The 20,504-nt window shown below is 41.5% G+C and carries 22 protein-coding genes and 2 riboswitches; of the genes, 20 read left to right on the top strand and 2 right to left on the bottom strand.

The window, feature by feature from the left end:
* Positions 1-12: 12 nt before the first annotated feature.
* Both E2R53_RS14725 and E2R53_RS14720 read right to left on the bottom strand, forming a co-directional pair.
* Complete coding sequence (locus E2R53_RS14725) at positions 13-819, bottom strand: alpha/beta fold hydrolase (protein ID WP_133312508.1); 807 nt, start codon at positions 817-819, stop codon at positions 13-15.
* A gap of 129 nt (positions 820-948) precedes the next feature.
* The gene (locus E2R53_RS14720) at positions 949-1,098 is read right to left on the bottom strand and encodes a YuzL family protein (protein ID WP_083328076.1); all 150 of its coding nucleotides are present in this window, start codon (positions 1,096-1,098) and stop codon (positions 949-951) included.
* A gap of 202 nt (positions 1,099-1,300) precedes the next feature.
* Here E2R53_RS14720 and E2R53_RS14715 point away from each other — a divergent pair, with 202 nt between their 5' ends.
* The 20 genes from E2R53_RS14715 (at position 1,301) to sufB (ending at position 20,378) form a co-directional block, all read left to right on the top strand.
* Entirely contained in the window at positions 1,301-3,685 is a 2,385-nt protein-coding gene (locus E2R53_RS14715; RefSeq protein ID WP_133312507.1) for a 3-hydroxyacyl-CoA dehydrogenase/enoyl-CoA hydratase family protein, read from the top strand.
* A gap of 14 nt (positions 3,686-3,699) precedes the next feature.
* Positions 3,700-4,875 (top strand): acetyl-CoA C-acetyltransferase, encoded by a 1,176-nt coding sequence (locus E2R53_RS14710; protein WP_070874742.1) that lies wholly within the window; start codon positions 3,700-3,702, stop codon positions 4,873-4,875.
* 271 nt (positions 4,876-5,146) lie between these two features.
* The gene (locus tag E2R53_RS14705; RefSeq protein ID WP_133312506.1) at positions 5,147-6,931 is read left to right on the top strand and encodes an acyl-CoA dehydrogenase family protein; all 1,785 of its coding nucleotides are present in this window, start codon (positions 5,147-5,149) and stop codon (positions 6,929-6,931) included.
* A gap of 154 nt (positions 6,932-7,085) precedes the next feature.
* Entirely contained in the window at positions 7,086-7,448 is a 363-nt protein-coding gene (locus E2R53_RS14700) for an arsenate reductase family protein (protein WP_133312505.1), read from the top strand.
* Positions 7,449-7,506: 58 nt separating this feature from the next.
* Positions 7,507-7,890 carry a glycine cleavage system protein GcvH gene (gene gcvH / locus E2R53_RS14695; protein ID WP_070874736.1) on the top strand — a complete coding sequence of 128 codons (384 nt, stop codon included), beginning with the start codon at positions 7,507-7,509 and terminating at the stop codon, positions 7,888-7,890.
* Between the two features lie 53 nt (positions 7,891-7,943).
* Complete coding sequence (locus E2R53_RS14690) at positions 7,944-8,189, top strand: YusG family protein (protein WP_133312504.1); 246 nt, start codon at positions 7,944-7,946, stop codon at positions 8,187-8,189.
* 134 nt (positions 8,190-8,323) lie between these two features.
* Entirely contained in the window at positions 8,324-8,671 is a 348-nt protein-coding gene (locus tag E2R53_RS14685; RefSeq protein ID WP_133312503.1) for a toprim domain-containing protein, read from the top strand.
* Positions 8,672-8,704: 33 nt separating this feature from the next.
* On the top strand, positions 8,705-9,013 hold the full coding sequence (locus E2R53_RS14680) for a thioredoxin family protein (RefSeq protein ID WP_133312502.1): 309 nt from the start codon (positions 8,705-8,707) through the stop codon (positions 9,011-9,013).
* Between the two features lie 159 nt (positions 9,014-9,172).
* A complete protein-coding gene (locus E2R53_RS14675) occupies positions 9,173-9,502 on the top strand; it encodes a hypothetical protein (RefSeq protein WP_133312501.1) in 330 nt (109 codons plus the stop codon).
* 79 nt (positions 9,503-9,581) lie between these two features.
* Positions 9,582-9,690, top strand: a riboswitch (SAM riboswitch).
* 70 nt (positions 9,691-9,760) lie between these two features.
* Positions 9,761-11,083 carry an O-acetylhomoserine aminocarboxypropyltransferase/cysteine synthase family protein gene (locus tag E2R53_RS14670; RefSeq protein WP_133312500.1) on the top strand — a complete coding sequence of 441 codons (1,323 nt, stop codon included), beginning with the start codon at positions 9,761-9,763 and terminating at the stop codon, positions 11,081-11,083.
* Between the two features lie 104 nt (positions 11,084-11,187).
* Positions 11,188-11,300, top strand: a riboswitch (SAM riboswitch).
* A gap of 282 nt (positions 11,301-11,582) precedes the next feature.
* The gene (locus tag E2R53_RS14665) at positions 11,583-12,608 is read left to right on the top strand and encodes a methionine ABC transporter ATP-binding protein (protein ID WP_133312499.1); all 1,026 of its coding nucleotides are present in this window, start codon (positions 11,583-11,585) and stop codon (positions 12,606-12,608) included.
* Positions 12,601-13,257, top strand: coding sequence for a methionine ABC transporter permease (locus E2R53_RS14660; RefSeq protein ID WP_133312498.1), 657 nt, complete (start codon positions 12,601-12,603; stop codon positions 13,255-13,257). The genes E2R53_RS14665 and E2R53_RS14660 overlap by 8 nt, the downstream gene beginning before the upstream one ends.
* 13 nt (positions 13,258-13,270) lie before the next feature.
* The gene (locus tag E2R53_RS14655; RefSeq protein ID WP_070874718.1) at positions 13,271-14,104 is read left to right on the top strand and encodes a MetQ/NlpA family ABC transporter substrate-binding protein; all 834 of its coding nucleotides are present in this window, start codon (positions 13,271-13,273) and stop codon (positions 14,102-14,104) included.
* Positions 14,105-14,271: 167 nt separating this feature from the next.
* Entirely contained in the window at positions 14,272-14,640 is a 369-nt protein-coding gene (locus tag E2R53_RS14650; RefSeq protein ID WP_070874716.1) for a carboxymuconolactone decarboxylase family protein, read from the top strand.
* 230 nt (positions 14,641-14,870) lie between these two features.
* On the top strand, positions 14,871-15,005 hold the full coding sequence (locus tag E2R53_RS23595) for a hypothetical protein (protein WP_286166278.1): 135 nt from the start codon (positions 14,871-14,873) through the stop codon (positions 15,003-15,005).
* 182 nt (positions 15,006-15,187) lie between these two features.
* A complete protein-coding gene (gene sufC / locus E2R53_RS14645; RefSeq protein ID WP_133312497.1) occupies positions 15,188-15,973 on the top strand; it encodes a Fe-S cluster assembly ATPase SufC in 786 nt (261 codons plus the stop codon).
* Positions 15,974-15,990: 17 nt separating this feature from the next.
* A complete protein-coding gene (gene sufD / locus E2R53_RS14640; protein ID WP_133312496.1) occupies positions 15,991-17,295 on the top strand; it encodes a Fe-S cluster assembly protein SufD in 1,305 nt (434 codons plus the stop codon).
* On the top strand, positions 17,295-18,515 hold the full coding sequence (locus tag E2R53_RS14635) for a cysteine desulfurase (RefSeq protein WP_133312495.1): 1,221 nt from the start codon (positions 17,295-17,297) through the stop codon (positions 18,513-18,515). The genes sufD and E2R53_RS14635 overlap by 1 nt, the downstream gene beginning before the upstream one ends.
* Positions 18,505-18,942, top strand: a complete 438-nt coding sequence (sufU, locus tag E2R53_RS14630) for a Fe-S cluster assembly sulfur transfer protein SufU (RefSeq protein ID WP_070874708.1) — start codon at positions 18,505-18,507, stop codon at positions 18,940-18,942. The genes E2R53_RS14635 and sufU overlap by 11 nt, the downstream gene beginning before the upstream one ends.
* A 38-nt stretch (positions 18,943-18,980) precedes the next feature.
* On the top strand, positions 18,981-20,378 hold the full coding sequence (gene sufB, locus E2R53_RS14625) for a Fe-S cluster assembly protein SufB (RefSeq protein ID WP_133312494.1): 1,398 nt from the start codon (positions 18,981-18,983) through the stop codon (positions 20,376-20,378).
* The last annotated feature ends 126 nt before the right edge of the window (positions 20,379-20,504 follow it).

Raw genomic sequence — 20,504 nt, 5'->3', positions numbered from 1 at the left:
GACGATGGAGGATTATTGTTCTAAAAATCTCAAAAGCTCACTCTTGAATTTTTCTTTTTCATCAAAAAACAAGCCGTGTCCGCTGTTTTCAAAAGGAATAACAAATGAATACTGAATACTGTCACTCATTGCCTCAGTGAACTCAAAAGGACAGATTTGATCTTTCTTCCCGTGGAAAATGGCAGTCGGAACATTTACTTTTGCCAAATCAGATCGGCCGTCTTCATCACGCAATGCTTCTGCAGATTTAATTGTTGCATAGGAAGATGCCTCAAGTCCGAGGCCATGGAACCATTCCTTAAACTCTTCAGAAAGCTCGCTTTCAAAGAACATTTTTCCGAACTCTGCAAGCATAGCCGGTCTGTCTGTTTGAAGGTTTGTGATAATATCATCTGTTTCTTCCGTGGTTAAACCGTAAGGATAATCATCTCTTTGTGTGAACAGAGGTGCAGCTGCCGCAAGCAGCATTAACTTAGAAACCTTATAACCCTCATGTCTTGCCATATATCTGAGGGCAATCGGTCCACCCATTGAAAACCCGGCAAGCACGACATGATCAAGCTTCAAATCATCAATAACCGCTTTAACATCGTCGGCCATTGTGTCATAATCATAACCATCTTTTGTGCGGTCTGATTTTCCATATCCCCTGAGATCGATGCCGATAAAGCGGTAGCCTTTTTCAGGAAGCTCATTCAGCTGATATTCAAACATTTTATGATTGACCGGCCATCCATGCAGGAATACGACTGGCTGTCCTTCTCCAATATCTTCAGCAAATATTTTTACGCCTTTTTCTACTTCGATAAAGTGTCCCATGTAATCCCCTCTTCCTTCAAAATTTCTTATGTATGAAACTGTACCCTGTGCACAATGCCGTAAAACGAAAGACAGATAGTTTGCTGTTGAAAAAAAGCCGATTCTTATAAGAATCAGCTTTCATTTGCCTTATTCATGTCCCATGTTTTTCTTTCCATATTGCTGATTTGTACTTGAGCGTTTGCCCCCGCCATCCATCTCATTTGTTGGACCAGAGCTGCCTTTTACGCTTGATGCACTTACTCCTGCTTTAGATGGTTGTTTCTTTAACCTTGCCATAATTGGTCACCTCCTGGCTTTTATCCTTCCCGCAGCTGCTTTTTTTCATGCTGTTTGCAATTAATATGTGAATTTTTTGTAAATGTATTGAACAAATTTTCGAAATCTTTTATATTAGTATATAGAGGAATTGATTCCTGACTATTTTTTTCATCAAAAAATGAATGAGCATTCATTCAAAACGACAAAAGGGGGAGCAATCATGGTCCAGCGAATTAAAAAAGCTGCAGTTTTAGGATCTGGTGTAATGGGTTCGGGAATTGCTGCACACTTGGCAAATATCGGAATCCCTGTATTATTGCTTGATATTGTACCGCGCTCACTTACGGATAGCGAAGAGAAAAAAGGACTTTCTTTAGAAGATCATTCTGTCAGAAACCGAATCTCAAATGAATCCATCCAAAAGTTATTAAAACAAAAGCCGGCTCCGCTGACTGCTAAGGAAAATCTTTCATTGATCGAAGCGGGTAACTTCGAAGATGACATGCACAGATTGTCTGAAGCTGATTGGATTATTGAGGTAGTCGTTGAGAACTTAGACATAAAGAAAAAAGTCTTTACATTAGTCGATCAATATAGAAAACAAGGAAGCATTGTCAGCTCTAATACATCGGGAATTTCTGTGGAGGCAATGGCTGAGGGAAGATCTGAGGATTTTCAGAAGCATTTTCTCGGAACACATTTCTTCAATCCGCCGCGCTATTTAAAATTGCTCGAAGTTATTCCGACTAAAGCAACATCAGCAGAGGTTTTATCTTTCATTAAAACATTCGGGGAAGATGTGCTCGGCAAAGGTGTAGTGGAAGCGAAAGACACTCCAAACTTCATCGCAAATCGAATTGGAACTTACGGTCTGCTTGTTACTGTTCAGGAAATGCTAAAAGGAAAATACAGTGTAGGTGAAGTGGATTCTGTTACAGGACCGCTGATCGGACGCCCGAAAAGCGCCACGTTCAGAACACTTGATGTTGTGGGACTTGACACATTTGCACATGTAGCAAAAAACGTATATGACCAAGTTGAAGGCAGTGAAAAAGCGGTCTTCGAAATCCCTGAATTTATGAAGAAGATGCTCGAAAATGGCTGGCTTGGAAGCAAATCAGGCCAGGGATTCTTCAAAAAAGAAGGAAAAGAGATTCTGGAACTGAATCCAGATACGCTCGAATACGGAGAAAGAAAAAAATTAAAGGCCCAAAGCATTGAGATGGCAAAACAGGCAAAAGGTGCAGCCGCTAAAATGAAAGCGCTTATCTACGCTGGAGACAGAGCTGGCCAATTGCTTTGGAATATTACAAGTCCGACTCTCCTTTATTCAGCAGAATTATTAGGTGAGATTGCAGATGACATCGTTGCGATAGATGAAGCAATGAAGTGGGGGTTTGGCTGGCAGTATGGCCCATTCGAGACATGGGATGCCATCGGGCTCTCAAAGTCAGCTGAAAAAATGGAAGCAGAAGGCCACAGTGTTCCTTCATGGATTAAAGACATGCTTGAGCGAGGATTTACTTCTTTCTATAAAAAAGAAGAGGGCATCTCTTATTTTTATCATGATGGAGATTACAGACGCATTCAGCAAAACGAAAAAGTCCTTGATTTAAAAGATATTAAAGAGAAAAAAGGGGTCATTAAAAAGAACAGCGGTGCAAGCTTAATCGACCTTGGAGATGATGTCGCACTTCTTGAATTCCATTCACCAAACAATGCAATTGGCATGGACATCATTCAAATGATTAATTTCTCCATCGATGAAGTAAGCAAAAATTACAAAGGGCTTGTCATCGGAAATCAGGGAAAGAACTTCTGTGTCGGAGCAAACCTTGCGATGATTTTAATGGAAGCTCAGGATGATAACTATTTTGAAGTGGACATGGTTGTCCGCCACTTTCAGCAGGCAATGATGAAAATTAAATACAGCTCTAAACCGGTTGTAGCAGCCCCGTTTGGCATGACGCTTGGCGGCGGAGCTGAAATCTGTCTGCCGGCAGCACACATTCAGGCTTCAAGTGAAACCTACATGGGATTAGTAGAAGCAGGTGTTGGTTTAATCCCGGGCGGAGGCGGCAACAAAGAGCTTTACATTAAACTTCTGAACAGCATTCCTAAAGGCGTCGACTTCGATCTTCAGAATGTCGCAAATAAAGTTTTTGAAACAATCGCTATGGCTAAGGTTTCAGCCTCAGCTGCTGAAGCACGAAACAATTTCTTCTTAAATGAAAGTGACTCAGTCAGCTTTAATGGAGACCATCTCCTGCATGATGCAAAGCTGAAAGTCATTGAACTGTTTGATAAAGGATATAAAGCACCTGCCCGCAAAAAAGTTCCGGTTGTAGGCGAAACAGGCTACGCAGCATTACTGCTCGGCGCACAATCCATGCTTCAATCCGGCTATATTTCAGAGCATGATTTAAAAATTGCGAAGAAACTTGCATATGTCATTGCAGGCGGAAAGGTTCCGTTTGGTACTGAAGTGGATGAACAATACCTGTTGGATTTAGAAAGAGAAGCTTTCCTGAGCCTGGTTCAAGAGGGCAAATCACAGCAAAGAATGCAGCACATGCTTGTTAAAGGGAAACCACTACGTAATTAGGAGGGGGCGCTGTTATGAGAGAAGCGGTCATTGTAGCAGGTGCGAGAACACCTGTAGGAAGAGCGAAAAAAGGATCACTTGCAACTGTCAGACCAGATGATTTAGGAGCTCTCGTTGTAAAAGAAACGCTGAAGCGTGCCGGGGGCTATGAAGGAAATATAGATGATTTAATTATCGGTTGTGCCATGCCTGAAGCAGAACAGGGTTTAAACTTGGCGCGAAACATCGGTGCGCTGGCCGGACTGCCTTACACAGTTCCTGCCATTACCGTAAATCGCTACTGCTCATCAGGTTTGCAGAGTATTGCATATGCGGCAGAAAAAATTATGCTTGGCCATTCAGATACGGCGATTGCAGGCGGCGCAGAATCAATGAGCATGGTTCCGATGATGGGGCATGTTGTCCGTCCAAATGCAAATCTTGCTGAAACCGCTCCTGAATATTATATGGGAATGGGGCATACAGCTGAACAGGTAGCAAGAAAATACGGCGTCAGCCGTGAAGATCAGGATGCATTCGCGGTCCGCAGCCATGAGCGCGCTGCAAGAGCCATCCAGGAAGGCAAATTTGATGATGAAATTGTTGCAGTAGATGTTACGCAAAGAAGTGTTGGCAGCGACAATAAGCTTCAGGAAAAACAGTTCCAATTCTCGAGAGATGAAGGTGTTCGTCCTGGAACGAGCATGCAGATTCTTGCGAATTTAAGACCTGCATTTTCAGTTAAGGGATCAGTTACAGCAGGAAACTCTTCACAGACAAGTGACGGTGCTGCGGCAGTGATGGTAATGGACCGTGAAAAGGCAGATGCACTCGGACTTCAGTCGCTTGTAAAATTCAGATCCTTCGCTGTTGGAGGAGTTCCGCCAGAGGTAATGGGAATTGGACCAATTGAAGCGATTCCGCGTGCGTTAAAACAAGCTGGACTTAGCTTATCTGACATTGGACTTTTTGAACTGAACGAAGCATTTGCCTCTCAGTCCATTCAAGTAATCAGAGAACTTGGCTTAGATGAAGATAAAGTAAATGTGAACGGCGGTGCGATTGCACTCGGGCATCCGCTGGGCTGTACAGGAGCTAAATTAACGCTTTCTCTTATTCATGAAATGAAGCGCCGAAATGAACAATTCGGAATTGTTACTATGTGCATCGGCGGCGGAATGGGTGCAGCAGGAGTATTTGAATTAATTTAATTGGCTATTATCGGAAATATTGTTGCTATCGAATTAAAGTTTAAAAGGACTAAATGGTAAAAACCTTAAGTGGACAGCAGCGGATAAACTTGACTCCTGCGGGAAATAGAGCAAATTGGGAGACCCCACAGGCAAAGACGAGTAGGCTCCCAGGCGGACCGCGGAAAGCAAGTTCCTGGAGCGGAAAGAAACCGACAATATTTATTTTGAAAAACAACCATCCATTCTAAAACAGCCATTTAATTAAATTTAGTAAACGGGGGAACCAATCATGTCTAAAACGACTGAAAATGTAATCAAAGGCGGCAGCTTTTTATTAGATGATGTGACTTTTGAAAGTGTATTTACTCCTGAGGATTTCACAGATGAGCATAAAATGATTGCTAAAACGACTGAGGATTTTGTTGTAAATGATGTTTTGCCGCACTTAGAAGATATTGAGAATCATCAATTCGATAAATCTGTGAAGCTGCTTAAGCAAGCAGGCGATCTTGGTCTGCTTGGAGCAGATGTTCCTGAAGAATACGGCGGACTTGGACTGGATAAAATCAGTTCAGCTTTAATCACAGAAAAATTTGCGCGTGCAGGCAGCTTTTCATTATCCTACGGAGCACATGTAGGAATTGGATCTCTTCCAATTGTGCTCTTCGGCAATGAAGAACAAAAGCAGCAATATCTGCCTGACCTTGCAACGGGCCAGCGCATTGCAGCTTACGCATTGACTGAGCCGGGTTCTGGATCAGATGCACTTGGTGCAAGAGCAACTGCAAGACTGAATGCTGAAGGAACTCACTATGTCCTGAATGGAGAAAAGCAATGGATTACAAACTCAGGCTTTGCTGATGTTTTTGTTGTCTATGCAAAAGTTGACGGAGAGCATTTCTCAGCTTTCATTGTAGAAAAAGAATACCCTGGAGTTTCAACAGGTCCAGAAGAAAAGAAAATGGGAATCAAGGGTTCATCAACTAGAACTCTCATTCTTGAAGATGCTATGGTTCCAAAAGAAAATCTATTAGGTGACCTTGGAAAAGGCCATGTTATCGCCTTTAATATTCTTAACATCGGAAGATATAAATTAGCGGTAGGTACAATCGGCGGATCAAAACGCATTATTGATGTCTCTGTTCAATATGCGAATCAGCGCCAGCAATTTAAAACGCCAATCAGCAGCTTCTCGCTGATCCAGGAAAAACTGGCTAATATGGCTTCTAAAACATATGCAATGGAGAGCTCTGTCTACCGTACAGTAGGATTGTTTGAAGACCGCATGAGCCGCTTGTCTCCTGAAGAGGTAAAAGACGGCAAAGAAGTAGCTGCTTCCATTGCTGAATATGCGATCGAGTGTTCATTAAATAAAGTATTGGGATCTGAAACGCTGGATTATGTAGTAGACGAAGGTGTTCAAATTCATGGCGGGTACGGATTTATGGCAGAATATGAAGTGGAAAGAGCATACCGCGATTCCCGTATTAACCGTATCTTTGAAGGAACAAATGAAATTAACCGCCTATTAGTGCCGGGAACGTATTTGCGCAAAGCAATGAAAGGGGAATTGCCATTGCTGCAAAAGGCTCAAGCTCTGCAGGAAGAGTTAATGATGCTTATGCCTGAAGAAGTTGGAGAAGGCGTTCTTGAGCAAGAAAAACATTTGTTGAAAAATGCTAAAAAAATCGGCTTAATGATCGCTGGGCTTGCTGCACAAAAGTATGGCCAGTCATTGCAGAAGGAGCAGGAAGTATTGGTGAACATTGCAGATATCGTAAGCAATATTTATGCAATGGAATCAGCGATTCTTCGCACTGAAAAGGCAATCAGCAAAGCAGGAGAAGCAAAGAGTGCTCAAAAACTTCTCTACACTCAAGTGTATTGCCAGGAAGCTTTTAATGAAATTGAAGCACATGCAAAAGAATCTTTAGTTGCGATCGAGCAGGGCGATACCCTCCGCATGATGATTTCAGCTCTAAGAAAATTCACGCGTCACACTCCGATTAACGTGATTGCTAAAAAACGTGAAATTGCAGCTGCATTAATTGAAGAAAATGGTTACCGCGCTTAAGCAGACTGTAAGAAATAGACCTTTTCCAGCAACGGAAAAGGTCTTATTTCTTTGCGGAATCTGGAAATTCCAAGATAGAAACTTGTGATTATGATTGTCCAAATGATTGTGGTAAAATAATGTTGTTCAATTACGGTTGCAGGTGGTGAAAAGAGTGGCTCTTACGTTTTACTGGTATCCAAAATGCGGTACATGCCGAAAAGCAAAAAAGTGGTTTGAAGATCACAATTTGCAGGTAAAAGATGTACATATTGTCGAAAATCCACCGACAAAAGAAGAATTAAAAACGATGCTTGATAACAGCGGGCTAGAAGTAAAAAAGTTTTTTAATACCAGCGGTCAAAAATACCGTGAATTAGGCATGAAAGAAAAGGTTGCTTCATTATCTGAAGATGAACTGCTTGAGATTCTGGCATCAGACGGCATGCTTATCAAAAGGCCATTAACAACAGACGGCAAGAAGGTTACCGTCGGCTTTAAAGAAGATCAATTTGAAGAAGCATGGGGAAAGAAGTAGAAGACATTCACTTCAGTCTTTTTACAAATAAACATGATAAAACTTGGAGGTAATAAAAATGAACACACCAAAAGAACTTCGTTATTCTGAAGAGCACGAATGGGTTAAAGTGGAAGGCGAAAAAGTACGTATCGGAATCACTGATTTTGCTCAATCAGAACTTGGAGATATTGTATTTGTTGAGCTTCCTGAAGTTGGAGATGAAATTAAAGCAGACGAGCCTTTCGGAAGCGTTGAATCTGTAAAAACGGTTTCTGAGCTTTACGCGCCAATCAGCGGAAAAGTTGTAGAAATCAATGAAGATCTTGATGACAGCCCGGAATTTGTCAATGAGTCACCTTACGAAAAAGCATGGATGATCGTGATCGAGCCTAGCAATGTGAGTGATGTTGACAGCTTAATGACTGCTGAGCAATATGTGGAAATGACAAACGAAGACTGATAAAGGACATAGAATAAGGACACCCTAAGTTATAAAAAGGAGGGTGTTCAAGTATGTCTTTTGAAAAGAAACGTTTAGATATTACAGACCGGGTTACAGGACGTTTTTCGGCTGGTCAAATGAACTTGTTTTTTGAAAAAGAGCAAATTGGCACAATGTCTTTTGGTCATAATGGAAATCAAGTTTCATTGAAAAATGGATATGAAGAAGAAAACCATTCCTTTTTCCAGTATGCAGACGTTTTATCAAAACAAGATGAAAAGTATGTAGATTGTGACGAAGAAAACGGCTGGTGCTAATCGAATGGCAGTGGAATGAAATGTTCCGCTGCCATTTTTGTTCAATTTCATTCTTTTCATTTCATTTAAGAAACAACCTCATGCAATTCGAATAGGTTATAAGATAACACATACTGACTGAATAGGTGATGGCGATGTCTGCAATTGAGGTTGAAAAGGTCATAATAGTTGAAGGAACATCTGACAAACGCAAGGTTCTTAATGTTGTAAATGAACCTGTGGAAATCATCTGTACGAATGGCACAATAAGTCTTACACGCTTAGATGAAATGATTGATGAGCTGTTTTACCGGGATGTATATGTGCTCGTCGACTCAGACGAATCAGGGGATCGCCTTAGAAAACAATTCAAGCGGGAACTGCCCGAAGCTGCGCATTTATTTATAGATAAGATGTACCGTGAAGTTGCGACTGCACCTGATCAGCATGTTGCTGCAGTGCTTTTAAGCGCAAATATTGATGTTCACGCGAAATACTTATAATTATTAAAAAAAAAGGGAGTATCAGATAAAGCAATGATTGAAATTCCAGAAGAACAATTAGGTATTTTTGCTGAAAAAGAATTTGGCATTCTTTATCTTTACACTCCATTTTGCGGAACGTGTCAGCTGGCAAAAAAAATGCTGACTGTTGTTGAAGCATTGCTGCCGGGTTTAACCATTCATACGGCAAACCTTAATTTCCTTCCGAAGCAAGCGATCGAGTGGGGAATAGAAAGTGTACCCTGCATGCTTATTTTTGAAAATGGAGAAGTTGCGCAAAAGAAATATGCCTTTCATTCTGTAGAACATGTCTATCAAATATTGAAAGAATATGCCGCCTGAGAAGGGCGGCATTTGACATATTTCTTGGGAAATAGAAAAGAACGATTATTTTGTCTGTCCAAGTCCAATAAAGTGTCGAACCTTTCTTAAAGGTGTTTGTTCGTATGAAAACGAATTAATACTTTACGATCACAAAAGAAAGAAATGGAGAGACAAAAAATGGACTTATTTTCGTTTGTGGAAAAAATGAATGCGTCTCATTTTATTCAGCCTCTGCTCCCTAAAGAAGAATTGAGAATACAGATAACAAGTTCCGGCTCGAAACAAAAGCCAGTTCTTCTAGTGCTGAAAAAGGGCACGTGTTTTCTGAGCAGCGGCAATGATCATCTTTCAGCACATGTACTGGTGTCTGGTGATGAAAATCATCTTTCAGACTGTTTTCAAACACCAATCAGACTTCTGCAGCTTGCTAAGCTTGGAGCGCTGGAGGTTAAAGGGTCTTTTCGCAATGTATTGAGACTTGAATCCATTATTCAGCTGTCAAAATAATTATCTAAAAATTCAAACTACTAATTGACGGAAGAAATAAAGGAGTGTTACAATTCATTTAGATTTAAGTGCGAATAAAACCTTATCAAGAGAGGCGGAGGGACTTGGCCCGATGAAGCCCGGCAACCGGTTGATGCAACACGGTGCCAATTCCAGCAGAGCAGGCAGACAGCTCTGGCAGATAAGAAGAGATATGGGAATTATACCTCTTCTATGAAGGGGTTTTTTATTTGAAATTATTTAAGGGAGATGGGGAAAATGGGACAAAATAAGTATCGGCTTGAAACGGTAAATGTACATGGTGGGCTGCAGAAAGATCCGGCGACAGGAGCGCGCGCTGTGCCGATTTATCAGTCTAACGCTTATGTTTTTAATGATACTGAACATGCATCGGATTTATTTGCCTTAAAGGAGCAGGGTTACATTTATACCCGTATACATAATCCTACATCCACGGTTTTCGAAGAAAGAGTTGCCCAGTTAGAAGGGGGAGTTGGAAGTCTTGCTGTGGCAAGCGGCATGGCAGCGATCACACTCTCAATATTAAATGTTGCCGGAACAGGAGATGAGATTGTCTCTGCCTCAAGCCTTTACGGCGGTACCTACAATCTTTTTCAGACGACATTGCCCAAATACGGGATTCAGACTAAGTTCGTAAATGCGAATGAACCAGAGAATTTCCGGAACGCCATTACACCGAATACAAAGGCGATCTTTGCAGAAACAATCGGCAATCCGAGTCTTCAGGTTCTTGACATTGAGGCTGTTGCGAAAATTGCTCATGAAGCAGGAATTCCTCTAATTATTGATAATACCTTTGCAACTCCTTATTTGTGCAGGCCAATCGAGCACGGAGCAGATATTGTTATTCACTCTGCAACGAAATGGCTCCTTGGAAATGGCACGACACTCGGCGGAATTATCGTAGACGGAGGAAAGTTTGATTGGAACACGGATAAGTTCCCCGGCTTTACGACTCCAGATCCAAGTTATCACAATCTGGTATATGCGGAGGCATTGCCTGAAGCAGCTTTCATAGTAAAAGCACGGGTTCAGCTTTTGAGAGATTTAGGTCCGGCTATTAGTCCGTTTAATGCTTTTCAATTTAATCTGGGGCTGGAAACCCTTCATGTAAGAATGAAAGAGCATATTTTAAACACGAGAAAAGTTGTTGAATATTTGAATGAGCATCCTGCCGTTAAATGGGTCCTGTACCCGGAAGATGAACAGCACCCTGATAAGGCTCTTGCGGATAAATATTTGGCTAAAGGAGCAGGAGCAGTTGTCGTGTTCGGCATTGAAGGCGGCCGTGCAGCAGGTGCAAAGGTAATTAATTCCGTTAATCTATGGTCACATGTAGCTAATGTCGGAGATGCCAAAAGCCTGATCATTCATCCTGCCAGCACGACACATCAGCAGCTGGATGCAGAAGGGTTGAAAAAATCAGGAGTAACAGAAGATTTAATCCGATTGTCAGTTGGAATCGAACATATTGATGACCTTTTAGAGGATCTGGAACAAGCGATTGAACAAGCAACAGGTGTGAAATCATTAATTGAATCATCCGTCTTTTCAAATTAATAAAACACTTTAGGATTGACACCTTCTTTTGACACATGATAAAATCACACTCGTAGTACAAACTCACTGAAATTAAACGTTAATTAATTTAATAAATTGTAAGTCTCTTATCCAGAGAGGTGGAGGGAAAGTGCCCTGCGAAGCCCGGCAACCGTCAATTTTATTGAAAAGGTGCCAATTCACTCAAAGCTGCTGTTTATGCTTTGAAAGATGAGAGAAAGGTCTTCTACTTGATATGCCTTTCTGCTCATTTATGCAGAAAGGCATTTTTGTTTAGAGATAAGAAAGTATAAAATTTTGCGCTTCGATGGCGAGCGGAATCGCTCAGGCTCCTCGGCCAGAACGGCTCCGAAAGTATTGGCAAAAAGCGCCTTTTCTGTCGGATCCTTATCTGTCATGCCTGCGCTAAACGGGCGCTTGCGCTTTTCTTATCTCAACATGAATCTGACAGATTTCGCGCAAAAAGATAGTGAGTTGAATTTTGGAAGAAGGTGAAGTCGTGATTACGTTAAAGGATGTCAAAAAAGTCTTTCAATCCAAAAGTGGAAATGTTACCGCGGTTGATTCGGTTGATTTGAACATAAATCAAGGAGAAATTTTCGGAATTATCGGTTATAGCGGAGCGGGAAAAAGCTCCCTGATCAGATTGCTGAATGGACTTGAAAAGCCTACAGGCGGTTCTATACAAGTAGCCGGCAGAAAAATCGATAAAATTCGCGGAGACGAGCTGAGAAAAGCAAGACATGAAATCAGTATGATCTTTCAGCATTTTAATCTCCTTTGGTCAAGAACAGTCCGGGAAAATATTTCGTTTCCATTAGAAATCGCCGGAGTAAAAAAAGAGCAGCGGGTAAACCGTGTAGAAGAGCTCATTAAGCTTGTAGGACTTGAAGGACGGGAAGATGCCTATCCATCCCAGCTGAGCGGAGGGCAAAAGCAGCGTGTCGGAATTGCGAGAGCTCTTGCGAATAATCCAAAGGTTTTGCTTTGTGATGAAGCTACATCAGCACTGGACCCGCAAACAACAGATTCCATACTCGAGCTGCTTGTGGATATTAACGAGAGGCTCGGTTTAACAATAGTCCTGATTACACATGAAATGCACGTTATCCGTAAAATCTGTCACCGGGTTGCGGTGATGGAAAACGGACGGATTGTTGAGCAGGGTCAGGTACTTGATGTATTCAAAAAACCTCAGCAGGCTATCACGAAGCGCTTTGTGAAACAAATTACAGAGCCGGACGATACGCAAGAAACAATGGAATTAATTCTTGAGAAATACAAGTATGGAATGGTTATTCAATTAACATTTGTGGGAGATTCAACAGAAAGTCCGCTCATTACGAATCTTATCCGAAATCATCCAATTGAAGTAAATATTCTTCAGGGGAAAATATCTCAAACTCAAAGCGGATCATATGGAACCTTGTTCATTCATATGGACGGGGAACCTGATCAACTGGATAAGGCAATGGCATTTATCCGCAGTCAGGAAGTAGAAGCGGAGGTGATTGCGAATGTTTGAGAACGTGAGATGGGAAAATGTATGGGAAGCAACCAGTGAAACTTTATTTATGACAGGATTCTCTGTAGCTGCAACCTTTATCTTGGGCATAATACTCGGACTGCTATTATTCTTAACGGCAAAAGGCGGTATATGGGAAAATAAACCGGTTAATATCATTATTTCTGCATTCGTGAATATTTTCAGGTCCATTCCGTTTATTCTCCTGATCATTCTGCTGATTCCTTTTACAAAGGCAATTTTAGATACGTTCCTTGGGGCAAAAGCAGCACTGCCGGCCTTAATCATTGGCGCTGCACCGTTTTACGGGCGGATGGTTGAAATTGCACTGCGTGAGATTGATAAGGGAGTCATTGAGGCAGCAAGATCAATGGGGGCAAAAACATCCACGATCATCTGGAAGGTTTTAATACCGGAATCATCACCAGCGCTAATCTCTGGAATTACCGTAACAGCCATTGCTCTTGTCGGCTATACAGCCATGGCAGGGGTAGTCGGAGCCGGGGGACTCGGAAATCTTGCATTTCTTGAAGGCTTCCAGAGGAATAATAATGCTGTAACAATGATTGCGACAATCCTGATATTAGTAATTGTATTTATTATCCAATTTATTGGAGACTTTATCACATCAAAATTAGATAAACGTTAGGGAGGAAATTCAAATGAAGAAATTATTGTTAAGTGCTGTATTCGCAACATCCGCTTTCGCTCTTGCTGCTTGTGGTTCCGGTGGCGGAAACGGCGAAGGAGAAGATACAAAAACGCTTAAAATTGGTGCATCAAATGTACCTCATGCTGAAATCCTTGAAGAGGCACAGCCATTACTTGAGGAAAAGGGCATTGAACTGGATATCGTGCCGTTCCAGGATTACATCCTGCCAAATAAATCACTTGCCAGCAAAGAAATTGATGCAAACTATTTCCAGCACATTCCATATTTAGAGTCTCAAATGGCAGAAAATAAAGACTATGACTTTGTTAATGCAGGCGGTATCCATATCGAGCCAATCGGTGTTTATTCTAAAAAACATAAATCGTTAGAAGATATTCCAGAGGGCGGCACAATTATCATGAGCAATTCTGTAGCAGACCATGGCCGCATGCTTTCATTGCTTGAGAGCGAAGGCTTAATCACGATTAAAGAAGGTGTCGATAAAACGACTGCAACAGTTGATGATATCGATGAAAACAAAAAGAATCTTAAATTCAAAGCAGATGTAGAAGCAAGTATTCTGCCTCAGGCTTATAACAATGACGAAGGCGATGCCGTTTTAATTAATACGAACTATGCAATTGGCGCAGGTCTCAATCCTCAAAAAGATGCGATTGCACTTGAAGGTTCAGAATCACCATACGTTAACATCATCACTGTCCGCAAAGGCGACGAAAACAAAGAAGAAATCAAAGCTTTAGTTGAAGTGCTTCATTCAAAAGAAATTCAATCGTTCATTGAAGAAAAATATGAAGGTGCAGTTGTTCCTGTAGACGGAAAATAAATGGCAAGAGAGCATCGAAACAAGGTGCTCTCTTTTTTTCTGAAATGGTCATTATAATATAGTAGAAATCAAGAATAAATGCATCCCTAAAACTCTTTTCACGCATACATCTCCCTCATTTTTTGCATACTAACGGTGATTAATATCAGGAATGGAGCTGAAAAAAGATGCAGCATTTTGAAGCGAGAAACAGCAGTGAAGCCGCTTTGCATAATTACAAAGAAGGTCTCGGTGTTTTTACAGAGAAGATGCCTGAGCTTGCACACCTCTATAATGAATTCACGCAAGAATGTTTTAAAGAAGGAACACTTTCCCAAAAAGAAAAGCAGTTAATTGCGCTGGGCATCAGCATCTATTCACAAGATGAATATTGTATTATTTATCATACAAAAGGGTGCTTAGATCAGGGGGCAAGCGAACAGGAAATTTTAGAAACGGTCGGAGTGACTGCAGCTTTTGGCGGCGGTGCGGCAATGAGCCAATCGGTTACCTTAGTCCAAGAGTGCATCACAGAATTGAATCAGCTTAAGCAATAGCATACTCGAGCATATAGGAGCATTTATATAAGATTGCATTCTTAAATGCTGAAATCCTCTATGAGGAACCGCGATCCTTTCATATCCATCTATATGATGTTTGAGGCTCTTTTGCCCAGGTGTTATCATGTAATAGTACTAATTGATAAACCTTGAAAGGATGATTCATTATCTACGCAAGTCAGCAAAAGCTTGATTTGAATTACACAACTGAAATGGAAAAAGCCTTAATGCAGTCTCATAAAATGGGATATGCAGTGTACAGCAGAAACCATGAAAAGCGTATGGAAGTAGAAAAGAATCGTGAAAAAGATTATCAGCAAAGCAAACAGCTATTTGCAGAATTAGATCGCAAAATGAATTAATAGAACAATCTTAAAGGAATCAGTCACTGGCTGGTTCCTTTTGAGTTATAAATATATCCGTCCCAATCAGGCAAGCCTCTGAAAAAGTTGTATTCACATTTCATTTGTTATAAAATTAGAATGAGAATAAAATGAGAATGATTAAATTGAGATCTTATAGATTATTGGAGGTATAGTTATTTATGGCAGGTTCTACTTTAGTTATTAAAGATTTACATGTTGAAATTGACGGAAAAGAAATTTTAAAAGGTGTAAACCTTGAAATAAAAGGCGGGGAATTCCACGCGATCATGGGACCGAATGGTACTGGTAAATCGACATTATCATCTGCGATCATGGGGCATCCTAAATATGAGGTAACAAAAGGAAGCATCACTCTTGACGGTGAAGATGTTCTTGAGATGGAAGTAGATGAGCGCGCTCGTGCAGGTCTATTTTTAGCGATGCAATATCCAAGTGAAATCAGCGGGGTTACAAATGCTGACTTCCTTCGTTCTTCTATTAATGCACGCAAAGAAGAAGGACAGGAAATTTCTTTGATGAAATTTATCCGCAAAATGGACTCCAACATGGAATTCCTTGAAATGGATCCTGATATGGCACAGCGTTACCTGAATGAAGGATTCTCAGGCGGAGAGAAAAAACGCAATGAGATTCTTCAATTAATGATGATCCAGCCTAAAATCGCGATTCTTGATGAAATCGATTCAGGTCTTGATATCGATGCATTAAAAGTTGTATCAAAAGGCATTAACCAAATGCGGAACGAAGAGTTCGGCTGCCTGATCATCACTCACTATCAGCGCCTGTTAAACTACATCACACCTGATCATGTACACGTAATGATGCAGGGACGCATCGTTAAATCAGGCGGTCCTGAGCTTTCACAGCGTTTAGAATCAGAAGGCTATGACTGGATTAAACAAGAGCTTGGCATCGAAGACGAGACTGTTGGTCAAGAAGCGTAAGCGTTAGGGGGATTAAGATGACAGTAGAGACGAAATTCAACCACGACTATGTCACGGGTTTCTCAAATGAACTCGGTGAACCGGAATGGCTTAAAGAACTGCGCTTACAAGCTCTTGCAAAAGCTGAAGACCTTTCAATGCCTAGACCGGATAAAACGAAAATTGATAAATGGAATTTCACACAATTCCAGACACATTCAGTTAAAAGCAAACCTTTAGCATCCCTTAATGATTTAAGTGATGAAGTGAAAGCTTTAATTGATCTTGAAGATGAGAATAAAAATCTATATATCCAATTGGATACAACACCGTCTTACACATCTCTGTCTCAGGAATTGAAAGACCAGGGTGTTATCTTCACGGATATTCACACGGCTGCACGCGAACATTCTGAGCTTGTGCAAAAGTATTTCATGACTGACGGTGTAAAAGTTGATGAGCATCGTTTAACAGCTCTTCATGCAGCTCTTATGAACGGCGGAGTGTTTGTATATGTTCCTAAAAACGTTGAGGTAACAGCACCTCTTCAGGCTGTGTATGTGCATGAAAATCCTGAAACGACTCTTTTCAACCATGTTATCGTTGCAGCAGATGACAACAGCTCTGTCACTTATGTTGAAAACTACATTTCAACAACAGAAACAGAAGGATCGATTTTCAACATTGTAACGGAAGTATTTGCAAACAATAATGCAAAAGTCACTTACGGTGCTGTTGACCATCTAAATAAAGGTGTTACTACGTATGTAAACCGCCGCGGAACTGCTGCACGCGATGCCCGCATTGAATGGGCGCTTGGTTTGATGAATGACGGCAATACGATTTCTGAAAACACAACATACCTGATGGGTGACGGCTCTTATGGGGACACGAAATCAGTTGTTGTCGGACGAGGAAGTCAAATTCAAAACTTCACAACAAAAGTCATTCACTTCGGCAAAAATTCCGAAGGCTACATCTTAAAGCACGGCGTAATGAAAGACAGTGCTTCATCTGTCTTCAACGGCATCGGCAAAATCGAGCATGGTGCTTCTAAATCAAATGCAGAGCAGGAATCAAGAGTTCTTATGCTTAGCGAAAAAGCCCGCGGAGATGCAAATCCGATTCTATTAATTGACGAGGACGATGTAACCGCTGGACATGCTGCTTCTGTAGGCCGCGTTGATCCGCTTCAATTGTATTACTTGATGAGCCGCGGAATTTCTAAAGTTGAAGCTGAGCGTCTTGTCATTCATGGCTTCCTTGCGCCTGTCGTTAAGGTTCTGCCAATTGAAGGCGTGAAGAAACAGCTTGTTGAGGTCATTGAAAGGAAAGTTAAGTAATGAATATCCAAGATATCCGTTCACTCTTCCCGATATTGGATCAGCAAGTAAATGGACAGAATCTTGTTTATCTTGACAGTGCAGCGACTTCTCAGAAGCCGCTGCCGGTCATTGAAGCGTTAGACCGCTACTATAGAGAATACAATTCCAACGTACATCGAGGTGTTCACACACTGGGCACAAAGGCTACGGATGGCTACGAAGGAGCACGCGAAAAGGTAAGAAAGTTCATTAATGCTCATTCTGCAGAAGAAATCATTTTCACACGCGGTGCTACTACTGCATTGAATACAGTAGCAGCGAGCTATGGACGCGCAAATCTCCAAGCTGGCGATGAGATTGTGATTACACATATGGAACACCATGCAAACGTCATACCTTGGCAGCAGCTTGCCAAAGCTACTGGTGCGGTACTTAAGTATATTCCTTTGCAGGAGGATGGCACGATTTCCCTTGAAGATGCCCGTGAAACGATCACAGATTCAGCTAAAATTGTTTCTGTCATGCAAGTTTCTAATGTATTGGGAACAATAAATCCTATAAAAGAAATTGCCGAGTTAGCCCACAGCAAAGGTGCGATTATGGTTGTTGACGGTGCGCAGAGTGCTCCGCATATGAAAATTGATGTTCAAGATTTAAATTGTGATTTCTTTGCTTTTTCTGCTCATAAAATGTGCGGCCCGACTGGTGTTGGAGTCCTGTACGGCAAAAAAGCGCTTCTTGAAAACATGGAGCCTGTTGAGTTTGGCGGCGAAATGATTGATTTCGTCGGATTATACGAATCCACATGGAAAGAGCTTCCATGGAAGTTTGAAGCCGGAACGCCAATTATCGCAGGTGCAATCGGGCTTGGTGCTGCCATTGATTTCCTTGAAGAAATCGGTCTTGAAAACATTGAAGCATATGAGCACAAGCTTGCTGATTACGCACTTGAGAGACTTTCAGAAGTTGAAGGCATCACAATTTACGGTCCTAAAAAGCGTGCCGGTCTTGTGACATTCAATATTGAAGATGTGCATCCGCATGATGTAGCCACAGTACTGGATGCTGAAGGCATAGCAGTCCGTGCCGGCCATCACTGTGCACAGCCTTTAATGAAATGGCTGAATGTTTCCTCGACAGCTCGTGCTAGTTTTTACCTGTACAACACAGAAGAGGAAGTTGATAAGCTTGTTGCAGGAATCATAAAAACAAAGGAGTACTTCACGAATGTCTTTTAATAATCTGGACACTCTGTACCGCCAGGTCATTATGGATCACTATAAAAACCCGCGGAACAAAGGTGTACTCGAAGATAGTTTAACTATAGATATGAATAACCCTACATGCGGCGATCGTATTCGCTTAACGCTGCAGATTGAAGACGGCAGCATTAAGGATGCAAAGTTCGACGGTGAAGGCTGTTCGATTTCAATGTCATCAGCATCAATGATGACTCAAGCGATTAAAGGTCAATCGGTCGAAACAGCTTTAAAGCTATCTAAAATCTTTTCAGACATGATGCAAGGAAAAGATTACGATGATGATGTTGAGCTTGAGGATATTGAAGCATTGCAAGGTGTTGCTAAATTCCCTGCACGAATCAAATGTGCAACACTAGCCTGGAAGGCGATGGAAAAAGGGGTCCATAGCCAAGAAAAAGAATGAGGGCAGACCTCGTTCTACTATGATTGGAGTGAAAACGGATGGCTAAAAAAATGCCAGAAATCGGCGATTACAAGTATGGATTTGCTGATAAAGACGTTTCGATTTTCCGTTCAAAGCGCGGATTAACTAAAGAAATAGTTGAAGAAATTTCTCGCATGAAAAGCGAGCCACAATGGATGCTTGATTTCCGTCTGAAATCACTGGAGCACTTCTATAACATGCCAATGCCTCAATGGGGCGGCGATATGGCTGCACTGAACTTCGATGAAATTACGTACTACGTAAAACCATCTGAGAAATCAGAGCGCTCTTGGGATGAAGTACCCGAGGAAATCAAACGTACGTTTGATAAACTTGGAATTCCTGAAGCAGAACAAAAATATTTATCTGGTGTATCCGCTCAGTACGAATCTGAGGTTGTATACCACAACATGAAAGAAGACCTTGAAGACCTGGGCATTGTTTTTAAAGACACAGATTCAGCACTTAAAGAAAATGAAGACATTTTCCGCGAGCACTTTGGCAAAATCATACCGCCCACAGATAACAAGTTCTCAGCTCTAAACTCAGCTGTATGGTCTGGAGGTTCATTCATCTATGTGCCAAAAGGCATCAAAGTTGATACTCCGCTTCAGGCATACTTCCGCATTAACTCTGAAAACATGGGTCAGTTCGAGCGTACGCTGATTATTGTTGATGAAGGCGCACATGTGCACTATGTAGAGGGCTGTACAGCTCCTGTCTACACGACGAATTCACTTCACAGTGCTGTAGTTGAAATTATCGTAAAAGATGGCGGCTACTGCCGTTATACAACTATTCAAAACTGGGCGAACAACGTATTCAACCTTGTTACAAAACGTGCAGTTTGTGAAAAGAACGCAACAATGGAATGGATCGATGGAAATATTGGATCTAAATTAACAATGAAATACCCGGCTGTCATCCTTAAGGGTGAAGGCGCACGCGGTATGACATTATCCATTGCATTAGCAGGCAAAGGGCAGCATCAGGACGCAGGTGCGAAAATGATTCACTTAGCACCTAATACGTCTTCAACGATCGTTTCAAAATCAATCTCTAAACAAGGCGGAAAAGTAACATACCGCGGAATTGTCCACTTCGGCCGCAAAGCTGAAGGCGCACGTTCAAACATTGAGTGTGATACGTTAATCATGGATAATCAGTCTACATCTGATACAATTCCATATAACGAAATCTTCAATGATAACATCTCTTTAGAGCATGAAGCAAAGGTTTCAAAAGTATCTGAAGAGCAGCTATTCTATCTCATGAGCCGCGGTATTTCACAAGAAGAAGCAACTGAAATGATCGTAATGGGATTCATTGAGCCATTTACAAAAGAACTTCCAATGGAATATGCGGTTGAAATGAACCGTTTGATCAAGTTCGAAATGGAAGGCTCTATCGGTTAATAGAATGAAGAAAAGCTCACCAGTCGCGGTGAGCTTTTTTGTATGGGGAATGATAGGAGGGGTGGATTATAATACCCTTCTAATATGTGAAGTTTTTTAATAAGCGGATAGGAATACTTTAGAGAC

Source organism: Peribacillus frigoritolerans, from assembly GCF_004358755.1.
Classification (GTDB): Bacteria; Bacillota; Bacilli; order Bacillales; family Bacillaceae; genus Bacillus_P.
Note: the sequence above shows the minus strand (reverse complement) of the source record. Positions and strands in the feature narration are given on the sequence as shown.